The organism is Clostridium sp. 1001271st1 H5, from assembly GCF_005845215.1.
Classification (GTDB): Bacteria; Bacillota; Clostridia; order Lachnospirales; family Lachnospiraceae; genus Enterocloster.
Window position 1 is genome coordinate 1 of sequence record NZ_SPHO01000044.1, and the last position, 10,808, is coordinate 10,808.

Here is a 10,808-nt window from a genome sequence, read left to right on the forward strand (position 1 = left end):
CTCCTCTCTGCTAATCGGTTCTAAGAGGTGGTCTTCGAGTAGCTGCCTTATGCTGTTTTTCCTTCGCTGTCTCTCCATGAGCCTTTCCTCCTAAAAAAGAAGCCTCCTCCAACTTTCCGCTTTCAACAGATCCCCTCCATAAGTCTTCCTCATCAAAATCAGACCGCCTTACTATTTCCTCCTCCAATTCCAATCGGTCAGCATATACAACCTCTCTTGCTGCCTGTTCCGGGACTTCATAAACCTCCTCAAACCGGATACCCCATTTAAAAAACAAAGGAAGTCTTGTTTTCATAGGGCATACCCCTGTCTTAGCAAGAATGAAATTCCCTTTTGGCAAGGTCTTTAACTCCTCCGGCGCCATTAATGGTCTGCTCATCATCTGCAGGCTCTGGCTGGGGTCATTTTTTCCTCTGGATATAGAACCAGACAACACCGTTCTGTTTCCCAATGCTTTTGATAAGATTTCTGCGCTCTCTGAGTTTGGTGCAAAACCTCCAAACAAAATATCCTGGCAGTTATCGATGATAATACTGGAACCTTCTTTTCCATAATTCTTTTCCAACTGCGCAAAGCTCTGAATGATAGGAACCATGCTGATCCGTCTGGAGCGGCCTGCAGAAAACATCATCTCCATGGATTCAATTTTCGGTATGGTTCCGATTTCATCTGCAAACATCATGACTCTGTTGGGCAGCTTTCCTCCATGTTCATCTGCAATCGTCAACATTTCTCGGTAAAGCTGCTGTAAAAACAAGGATACCATAAAATACTTCGTGTTATCTTCTTCCGGCAGCACAATAAAAATTGCTGACTTTTCCCTACAGAATGTTTCCGTGTCCAAGGTACTCTCAAAGCACAGGATCTGTTCCATTTCAGAATCCAGAAACGCATTCAATCTGGACATGGTTGTGGATAGCACAGAGGCCATTGCCTGATCCGCAGAATTTAAAGCTGCTCCTGCAAACCACTTCGCCTTGTGAGTAGGTGGCAGCTTATCCATAAGTAACTGGAACAGGCTCCGGTTCTTCACTGGGGATGGCGCCAGAAGATCCTGAATCAGCTTGAACACAGAAATGATATGGCGTTTCTCTGGCGGGCAATACTCTGCAATCAACAGAATCACAGAAGTCAGCAAACCTTCTGCTGCATCATAGAAAAAAGCATTTTGTCCATAACTGCTGGCAGAAGCCCCTTCAGAGCAGATGATTGTTTTAGCTGTAATTTTCGCATACTTCTCTGCTCTTGCCTTTGCTGCCAGATTTTCAGGATTCTTTAAATACTCATCCATGTATTTATTAACCAGCGTCAGGATATTGTTGCCATCAGAACGGGTGGGATTTCGTAAATCCAGAATGGAAATCTGATAGCCATAATATTCCTTGGCTATACCTGCATAATTACGAAACAGATCGCCCTTCGTGTCTGTGGTGAGGAAACTCATTCCAGAAGCACAGGCATATTCGATATTAGGGTATAAGAAGTTTGCGGTCTTACCCACTCCTGCTGCCCCGATCATGAGACAGTGAATATCTCCACTGTCTACCAGTGCTGTGATGAAATTTCCTTTCTTTTTGTATCCAACTACCAGCCCCTGCTCTTTTGGTAGATGCTTTCCTGCTCTCCATTGTTCCGGTTCATATGGTACATGTGCATACGTTTCCCGTATTTCCTTTTCCGTTGCAAACCGTGCAGTTCCATACTGCCCGTCTCCTACCGTTCTCGATTTAATTCCGTTTAAGGTATAATGATTTGATATCATTACCAGACTGCCGATTACAGCGAACATCCCCAAACCTATACAAATAAATATAATGACTCCCTGTATCCTACTCCCCTCCTCTCACATCATCTGTATAACTGTCTGCTGTCTATTCATATATTCCGGCGGTGGCTTCTTCAGCTCTTGAAGATCCTCATTCCAATCCTTAAGATTTGAAAAAAGCGAGAATACCATATGGTATCCCCGCTCAGACAGGTTTTTCTTTATCCGTTCCCTTGCCTGGGTTCCCGCCTTATCATGATCCAGACATAAAGCAATTTGGGAGATGTGCGGTGCATCATTCAAAAGCTGCATCAACGCATGTTCTGCCACCCCACAAAGTGCCACATAACTATGATCCATCCACCCCTTTTGATACATGGAAATAAAAGACAGCATATCAATCGGTGCCTCAAATACATACACGGTATTACTCTTCCCAATCCAACGAAAACTGTACCTTGGATCACATCCTTCTACATTCCCCTTAAATGGTTGTCCCTTCTGACAGGTTCCCCTTTTATGTGCATGGCGTGGGATTCCATCTGAATCAAACCCCACAAACACAACATTATGATATTTGACATCTTCATAGATCATGTGTTTTCCTGCAAATACAGATACTACTTTAGGATCCACACACCTTGTCTTTATCAGATACGCAAAAGCACGGTGCATGGTCTGATTCGCCTCTGGAAGTACGAATGGCTTTTTCGGTTCTGGTTGCTGATTCACGCTTTCCCGGTATGCAACTCCCTGTTCTCCACCAAGCAGCATTGTAACTGCATCCGGAAAGCTCTGGTTATAAAACATCCGCACAAAGTCAATGGCACAGCCTCCCTTTTCTGTCGCGTGATCATACCATCGATTTCCCCTCACTGTAATACTGTGATCACTGGCCAAGCGCTTTTCTCTTCCAGAACGAAGCAGCTTTTCCCCCTGCCTGGAAAGAAAATCTTCCAGATCCACCGCATTGGCCCTCTGTTTCTGTTCTTCCGTAAAATAAACAAATTCTCCCATGCCATCCTCCTTCGTCAATAAATACCTTGTGCCGGCTCCTGATCATCCCTATGATGTCCTTGAGCCTGCTTTTTCTCTGACAGTTTCCTGCGTCGTTTCCGGTCAATCTGATACCGCTTCATTTCCATTGGTCTCTGTACTTCTTCGCAAAACAGCTTTTCCAGATGATGAAGCAGTCTGGTTGCTGCCAGAAACAAGGACGGATCCTGATATGCATCCAGATGTTCCAGTAAAAAACTGGCATACAGATTTCCTTGTTCTGCCGATGCTGTCAGATATTCCACTGCCTTTTCCCGATCACGGGAAACATCTCTGCCACAGAGATATAACTTTCCCAACACATACTGAGCATACTGGTTTCCTTTTTCCGCACATAGTCCCAGGTAATGTACTGCTGTTTCCACATTTTTCGTTACATGTTCTCCTGAAAGATATAACTTCCCTAACTGATAAAAGGCCCATTCATTTTTCTGCTCCGCTGCCTGTTGAAGCCATTTCATTGCCACTTCCACTTGAGGAGAAAACTCTTCCCCCTTGAGATATAGCATTCCAAGCCGATACTGCGCATATGGATTTCCTTTTTCCGCTGACAGGCTGAGCCACTTCACAGCCGCTTCCACATCCTTCGGTATTTCCTCCCCCAAAAGCAACAAACATCCCATCCGATATGCAGCATATTCATTTCCAAGTTCTGCTGCAGAGCGGAACCATTTCATGGCCTGATCCATATCTTTATTAAAATACACACCATCCTGGTATAATTTCCCCAACACATACTGGGCGGCTGAGTGCTCTGCATTTGCTGCTTTTGTAAGCCATTCCACTGCCTGGCCGCTGTCTCCACTTCCCGTTTCCAGCCAGAGTGTTCCAAGTGCATACTGAGCATTGATATTCCCCAGCTTTGCAGACTTTTCCCAATACCTGGCCGCCCCCTCATCATCTTTGCTGGTTCCCGTTCCAGTATGAAGCATCTGACCAATCCGGTACTGGAGTTTATCATCATGACTTTTTTCTTCCAGAACCACAAAACCGGAATACGCATTCTGAAATCTCCACTCTGCCTGCTGTAAATCCGGCTCTGTACCAAAACCATCCCTATACATCTTCGCCAGTTCCAGGCTGGCATAAGGATTCCCCTGCTCTGCTGAACTCATATATAGAGAAAACGCCCGTATATCATTTTGCTCCACCCCCCGGCCCCGCCGGTAAAGCCCAGCCAGAGAATACTGGGCATACTTATGATCCATTGCAGCCGCCTGAGAAAACCAGTGTGCCGCCTTTTCATAATTTTGTTCTGCTCCCAAACCAGAAGCATACATTTTCCCAATACGATATTGCAGATAGGGTTTCTCCTTTTTCTTTACGGATTCTTCTCTTACAAGAAATGCTTCCAATGCTTTCTCATACCATTTCTGTGCCAGCCCAACATCCGCATCCCGTCCCAAGCCATCCGCAAACATCCGGCCAAGGTCGTGCATGGCAAACCCATTCCCCTGCTCTGCTTCCTGAAGGAACTTCTGATATGCCTTTTCAAAATCCTGTAATGTAGAATCGCTGCCATACAAATAATTCCTAGCCTGTATATATCCATCTGTCCACCAGTTGGAACTGGATTTTCCTTTTCTGCCATTAGGAAAAAGCTCTTGCTTGAGTTCCTCCTCCGCATAGTCCGAATCTAGTTCCCCTGTCAGCTCTGCTACCGGATTTGGTTCTTGTATAAAAAAATCGTCCTTTGGTTCTGAGTATCCATCTTCATTCTCTTCAAACAAAAAATGATGACTGCCAAGCCTCAATGCTTCTGCAATCACCATATTTTTGATACTTTTTAATTTAGGCTGTTTTGATAAAGGCGGTAATTCTTCCGTCTGTTTTCGGTAGGTCTTCACAATCTCATCCTGCCATAGCCCCCATTCCCGGTACAGGGCAGACACCCGGTCATCTTTCTCCAACTCGTCTACGATGTGATCGACCAGATCCTTCACATCTCTCTTCAGGTAGCCATAAACCTTTTTCCCACCTGTATTCTGCAGCCGTTTAGAAAGCTGCATCATACTGGTTTCAATTTCCGAACTCTTAAGCGTCCCCGCCCGTATTTCATCTATCCATGTCTTCATTACAACTTCCGACCGTTCCTTTAAATCCATACGAGACTGCGCCTGTTCCTTATAAATATTTGCAAAATCCTGACGGAAAATATCATGCGCCAGCTCAGAACGCATGGCCTCAATCGACTGCTTTGTCAGATACCCTTCTCCATCTTTTACTGAGTACACCAATAGATGAACATGGGGATGATGGCTTTCATTATGAAATGCAGCGTACCATTTCAGATTGGCGCTGTCAATTTTCATATGCTTACACAGCATTGCCCGTTTGGAACGCAGCAATGCCATCCACTGAACAGCACTGTCATACCCTAACCGGGCTGCATCCTCGCGCCGAAGGGAAATCACATGGGTCCACACAATTCCCTTGTGATCTGCCACTTGATTCTGCACCTGTCCAAGAACCACCGGTTCTCCCTCATCTGTAAACAGACCATGCTCACCAATCTTTTCTACACGGGGACGATGCGCCAGATAATCCACATAATTTTTTCGCGTCGCTGCTATATCAAGATTTTGTTCCAATGCACAGGAAATAAATTCCGAGGCATTTTCGATTGTTGGTTTTCTTTGATAATCTTCATACTCCAGCATTTCTTTTGTCGCCGGAAAATCCTGCAGGAGCTGATGCACTAACTTCTTTTGACTCACCGTTGCTGGGAGGTGCTTTTTACTTGTATCAATTTTCTCTACCCCTTTCCGCGTTCCAATGTAATGGACATAATTTTCTTTCTGAGATGGTTTTGCATCTTTTAAATATCGGGAAGTAAAAATAAGTTTTGTCATGTTACTCCTTTTTAGAAAGCAAAAAGGAACCTATGGCTTATCACACACCATGGCTCCTTTTACTTTTTATCACATCTTCTTCCGTTACATAGTTTCAATATTTGAACATATCATGTACATTGCTTGATCCAGTCAGAAAGAAAGTCCATCTGCTCTTTCGTATGAAACCAGTGCTCCCCGTTTTCCATAACTGTAAGTGTTGCTCCGATTCTATCTGCAAACTCAGCTATTGTTTCATACGATGTCAGGTTGTCCTTTTCTCCATACAGAATGTGCGTTGGAACAGTCCAGGTAACAGGATGCTCCCTCACATAACAAAGATAAGCCCAGGAAAGTGTTTCCCCAAAGGATGTCGGGATTTCTTTCTGTTTCTGCAAGTCATCTTCGGTCACATTCGCCCACTGCATCATATTCCGAATCAATCTTTCCATGTCTACAACCGGAGAAATAAAGTATGCCTTCTCTATTTTGCTGTCTGCCAAAGCACTCATAGCAAAGAAAGCACCAATGCTGTTCGCAATCACTGTTACCGTTTCATATGTTCCGCATAGGTTATCAAACAATCTGGGGAACTCTTTTTTCGCTTCCCAAGGTGACTGTGAGGAATAGTCAAAACCAATTACATCATATTCTTCAAAGAGCGCTTTATAATACTCTGCCTCTTTCGGATTTCCACCTTTACCATGTATATACAAAATTGCCTTGTCCATTTATTTGTTTTCCCTTCGCAATACCTATTTTTTCTTTTTGGGTTTGGGCAGCGGCAGTTCATCATACATCGCGTGGAACAGTCCTGTCAAAAATTCTTTCTGATCAACCTCCTCTACCAGCAGCATCTCTTTTGCTCCCTCATAAGGTACTTCATATACCGGATCTGTCATATAGGCAATTGCTGACTTTGTGGGTTTTACAAGCAGTCTGTCATCATAAATGCCTCCTACAATCTTGCCACGATAATAAATAATAAACTCTCCCATCATCGTCCGATATGTAATTTCATCCAACTCGGACAGCTGCTCTAAAACAAATTGTAAATAATTTTTACTTGATGCCATCGTTTACCTCAAACCAAATTTTGTGTAAGAATACATTACATTCTTAATGCCCTCGATGTTTCTCTTTTTTCTTTTTTTGTTTTAAATCAAACATTTTTTTCTCTTCTGCCAATTTGTCTTCCCGGCTTTTAGACTTACGCTGCTGTTTCCTTTGTTCCTGCTGCAGCTTTAGTGCTTGCTGAGATTTTGTTCCAACGCCCCTATCCAACATTTGTTTATGAATTTCACGCTGGAGCTTCTTTGGGTTTTTTGTTAGTTCCTTTGCAGTAACCTCCACAGATGGACTAAATTGCAAACGATCATATTCCTTTAGCACAAACTCCCAAATCTCATAGTCCTTTGGTTCAGTTCCAAATGTTACTTTGGAAACGGAAAGTTTCCCATTTTCAACTCTCTCAAAAATACCTACCCAAAATGGTTCCTCAAAAAACACTGTCAGCTTGCCTGTCCTTATACTCATGGCAATCCCTCCTTAATGATTGAAATGAGCAAAGAATGGACAACCCGGAGGGGCAGGTTACTTACCCTAATATGCAGGACGGCCGGGCTACCTACCGGCTCTGGTATGCATCACTGCATACGTTGCGTTTTTATCTTTACTTTTATAATCAAGCCTCCTCGGCCAGATTAACACATATAATTTTTCTGTTTCTGATTAAAACCAACTAGTCTTTTCATCTCTAAATTTAGGCGTATCACTATCCTCATAAGGATTATAATTGTTTAAGTTACATCCAAACTCCTTTAATGATTTTATTTTATTATCTGCTGTCCATACAATCAAGGACATTCCGTCAAATTCCTCTATATTCCCATTATTCATTTCATTTTTAAAATACCACTCTACAACCGTCTGGTTATCTTTATGAAAGAACTGCTTGATCTTCCACTCCATCACCTTGCCACGTGTATTCCATTCATTAAACCAATGTTTTACAACTTGACGGTTATTATATTTTGGACTCCAGCTTTCAGTATAAATCACGTCTTCCGCAAAAATGTCATCCATACCAAGATCCTGTTGTGTAAGCCACATTTTGAACCATAGTTGAATGATTTGTTCTCTCTCATTCAAAATTCTACACCTCGATTCATTTCTTAGTATATTATAATCGATGAGTTATTGCATCGTAAAGGACAAATCTATTTTTTATCTCTTCTGAAAATTCATCACACAACTAGAGGGAAGTACAAATAAATTCTCTTTCCATCGTTTCCTTTCCAACAATATCTACACATCCCGCTTTTGATAATGATACGCATCTTCAAACTTCACAGTTCCATTGATCCGTCTCACTTCATCAACACATTTTACGTGCAGCCTGTTTAAAGATTCTTCATCCACATCATGGGTGTAGGCAATTACCTGTGAGAGCTTGGACAATTCCACTGCTATCTTAAAGTCCATCCTGGCCAGACGGTTCTCACTATCCCGAACGGTTCCCGTAAGCACAGAAGCCAGTGACTGCAAAAAATAATTTTCTGCTTTTCCTGCAAGAAGATACCCCATATAGAATTTAAGTGCTTCTGCTACAAATTCGTTTCTGGAACGCACATTGGCAGTCTCCAACAACCCGTCTGCCTGTTCTAATATAGCTTTTTCAATATAAATCCCAACACGGACTTTCGCATTTTCGCTCCCCATCGTTCCCTCCTTACCAGGTATTCACAAACTCTCTCTCATTTCCTCCAAAATCCTGCCACTTTCAAAAATCCAGCACCATTCTTTCGACCGCCTTTTCCAAAAGTATTCAAACCAGATTTCCCGAACGGCTTTGCCGGTCGGTGTTTTCCAGGGGTAGGCTGCCAAAAGCAGCATACCCCCTTTAACCTGCACACGTTTCGACCCTGCCAACCACTCAGGAATCCCATATCCCCCGTGTTCTTGCTGTTTCCATAACCTTCTCTCACATTTGCCCGACACCGCTTAAAATCCTCGTATGGGTACCACGATGCCACCTAGCTGTCCAAAGCCCGACACAGGGGCACACAGGGGGCTACACGGGGATGTCATGGATGACTGGGGATTCCGTTTTCTTTATTCTGGTTATCATACGATTTCTGATTCTTCCAGCTGGGACTCCTCCCGTCTTACAGTCCGATCAGCTCTACGGGTACGTTCTCTGGTGGATATTTCTCTTGCCACCTTGTCATCAATATATTCACGGGTAGCCTGCGGGACATATTTTTCATACAGTTTCTGTACTGTATCATTTAATTCCCCCTGAAGATCGGTGTCCCTTTTTTCCATGTGGAACTTTAACGCATCCAATTTTTCTGTGTTAAAACTGACATTGATCGTAGTATTTCTCATTTCAAATCTCCTTTTTCTTTCAGAAAGCAAATCAGGCGGCTGCTCACACAGCCGCCCGATCTCGTTTCATCAGGTTCTTAAATAATGGATTAGTTCAATGGCATCTGCAAGACCCGCCTTATAATACCTCAAACGCTCCTGTTCCGGTATATCCATTTTAGCCATAAGCTGGTCATCCAACCATTGCCGGTCATCCTCTGAAAGGCTATTGAGAATTCGATCCATGCGGAGGACATGTTCCTTGGTCTCTGTGCAATAAGCGGGAACCTTGTCCTCTTCACTTTTTCTCTTCAGCTCCAGAACTCGTTCTTCGATTACCTGATTTAACTGATCCATAATCTCATCCATCGGTTACTTCCCTCCTTTCAGCCACACACAATACCGAACTTTTTTCTAAAAGTCGATATCACATATCCATAAACTGTCCAGGCAAATCTGCACAAATTTCATTTTTAGCTGCCTCATTCCGGAATAGTTGCCAGCCTTCCAAAAGCATACAGATGGCTGTTCCAGTAAGGAGAAGTAAGGTCCGCATAGCCAATAGGCGAACCACAATGCAGCATCCTAGAGCCTCCAACATAAATCCCCACATGGCTGACCGCCCCTGCAGATGCATAAGTTCCCGTAAAAAACACCAGATCTCCGGGTCTAGCTTCCTCTCTTGACACAATCGCACACTGGTCATAAATCCCCTGCGCTGTTGTTCGGGAAAGGTGATACACCCCGGATCTCGTGTAGACCCAACAGATATATCCACTGCAGTCGAAACTGGTATCTGGAGAACTACCACCCCATACATAGGGATAACCAATATAACGGGTTGCCTCTGCCATCAGCGCGGAAAAACTCCCATCTCCCATAGCCTGTCCGGGAGGAAGACCATTTCCACCTGGTACACTCACACCGTATTTTGCCAGCATATAGATGCGCTGTACATTCGTTTTATCTTCCAGAGAAACCTCCTGGTTTAATTCTGCAGCAAGATTTCCGTAGACCATATTCAGGCTTTGGATTGGAACTACAACCGTATAGGTTTCTCCCTCTTCATCCTCCCTCTCCTCATACTCTACAAAACAATCTGCGAATGCCCTGTAGTCCCCCTCATCCATCCGAGGGTACTCCTTACCAAAAAACAGGGCATAAAAAATCGCTTTTACTTGGTAGGGATCTACTTCTTCGGCTTCTGCCATACCATTGATTTCATTTAAAACCCCATCCAGTTTTTCAAAACTGTCCTGCATATTTTCGATGTACATCCGATACTCTGCTGGCACCTTTGAAGACAAATACCCTCCATGAAAGGACAGCTGGACAGCGGAAATGTTATGATCTGCAGTCCCAGAAAGCGTACACATAATCATGGTGGCAATTAAAATAACAGGGGTTACTAATGCTGCAATAACAGAAAAAACCACAGTCCTCCCATTTCGGCCAGAAAGGGTAAGCGTTGCCAGTTTTGCTGTCACAGCGGCAGCTGAGACGGCCATAAAATCACTCCTTCCACACTTTTTATCGAGATGTTTATCTGACACATCAGGATTTATTTCATTCCATCATAGCCCCCCATATGAAACAGGCTCTGCTGATAGAAGCCTTCCTCTCTTTCCTGTTTCTGCACAAGCTGATAAGCGTGTTCGATTGCATCTTCCAGAAACTGGGTTTCAAACCCTGCCGTTTCGTACCCTTGCCAGATTACATTGGCATAATGGTCAGAGGGAATTCCAAATGAATGCCCTGGTGTCATCACATAAACCATGGCCGGAACA

11 protein-coding genes and 1 pseudogene are annotated in these 10,808 nt (G+C 43.6%); all 12 read right to left on the bottom strand.

The window, feature by feature from the left end; all coding sequences use genetic code 11:
* Positions 1 to 10 precede the first annotated feature (10 nt).
* A complete protein-coding gene (locus tag FGS84_RS30115) occupies positions 11 to 1,789 on the bottom strand; it encodes a VirD4-like conjugal transfer protein, CD1115 family (protein ID WP_138311840.1) in 1,779 nt (592 codons plus the stop codon).
* Between the two features lie 54 nt (positions 1,790 to 1,843).
* Entirely contained in the window at positions 1,844 to 2,782 is a 939-nt protein-coding gene (locus tag FGS84_RS30120; protein WP_138311841.1) for a DUF3991 and toprim domain-containing protein, read from the bottom strand.
* Between the two features lie 14 nt (positions 2,783 to 2,796).
* The gene (gene mobP3 / locus FGS84_RS30125) at positions 2,797 to 5,673 is read right to left on the bottom strand and encodes a MobP3 family relaxase (protein ID WP_138311842.1); all 2,877 of its coding nucleotides are present in this window, start codon (positions 5,671 to 5,673) and stop codon (positions 2,797 to 2,799) included.
* Positions 5,674 to 5,783: 110 nt separating this feature from the next.
* Positions 5,784 to 6,383, bottom strand: a complete 600-nt coding sequence (locus FGS84_RS30130) for an alpha/beta hydrolase (protein ID WP_002593793.1) — start codon at positions 6,381 to 6,383, stop codon at positions 5,784 to 5,786.
* Between the two features lie 24 nt (positions 6,384 to 6,407).
* Positions 6,408 to 6,728 carry a TfoX/Sxy family protein gene (locus FGS84_RS30135; RefSeq protein ID WP_002593794.1) on the bottom strand — a complete coding sequence of 107 codons (321 nt, stop codon included), beginning with the start codon at positions 6,726 to 6,728 and terminating at the stop codon, positions 6,408 to 6,410.
* Positions 6,729 to 6,771: 43 nt separating this feature from the next.
* The gene (locus FGS84_RS30140; RefSeq protein ID WP_002593795.1) at positions 6,772 to 7,188 is read right to left on the bottom strand and encodes a YjdF family protein; all 417 of its coding nucleotides are present in this window, start codon (positions 7,186 to 7,188) and stop codon (positions 6,772 to 6,774) included.
* 195 nt (positions 7,189 to 7,383) lie between these two features.
* Positions 7,384 to 7,803, bottom strand: coding sequence for a nuclear transport factor 2 family protein (locus tag FGS84_RS30145; RefSeq protein ID WP_002593796.1), 420 nt, complete (start codon positions 7,801 to 7,803; stop codon positions 7,384 to 7,386).
* A 156-nt stretch (positions 7,804 to 7,959) separates the two neighbouring features.
* The gene (locus FGS84_RS30150; RefSeq protein ID WP_138311843.1) at positions 7,960 to 8,373 is read right to left on the bottom strand and encodes a hypothetical protein; all 414 of its coding nucleotides are present in this window, start codon (positions 8,371 to 8,373) and stop codon (positions 7,960 to 7,962) included.
* 405 nt (positions 8,374 to 8,778) lie between these two features.
* Positions 8,779 to 9,042, bottom strand: coding sequence for a DUF6103 family protein (locus FGS84_RS30155; RefSeq protein WP_002593798.1), 264 nt, complete (start codon positions 9,040 to 9,042; stop codon positions 8,779 to 8,781).
* Positions 9,043 to 9,111: 69 nt separating this feature from the next.
* Positions 9,112 to 9,390: a hypothetical protein gene (locus FGS84_RS30160; protein WP_002593799.1), complete on the bottom strand. Its 279-nt coding sequence runs from the start codon at positions 9,388 to 9,390 to the stop codon at positions 9,112 to 9,114.
* Between the two features lie 113 nt (positions 9,391 to 9,503).
* A complete protein-coding gene (locus tag FGS84_RS30165; RefSeq protein ID WP_347563913.1) occupies positions 9,504 to 10,574 on the bottom strand; it encodes a C40 family peptidase in 1,071 nt (356 codons plus the stop codon).
* Between the two features lie 8 nt (positions 10,575 to 10,582).
* Positions 10,583 to 10,808: pseudogene (locus tag FGS84_RS30170) on the bottom strand (gamma-glutamylcyclotransferase); the annotation flags it as partial.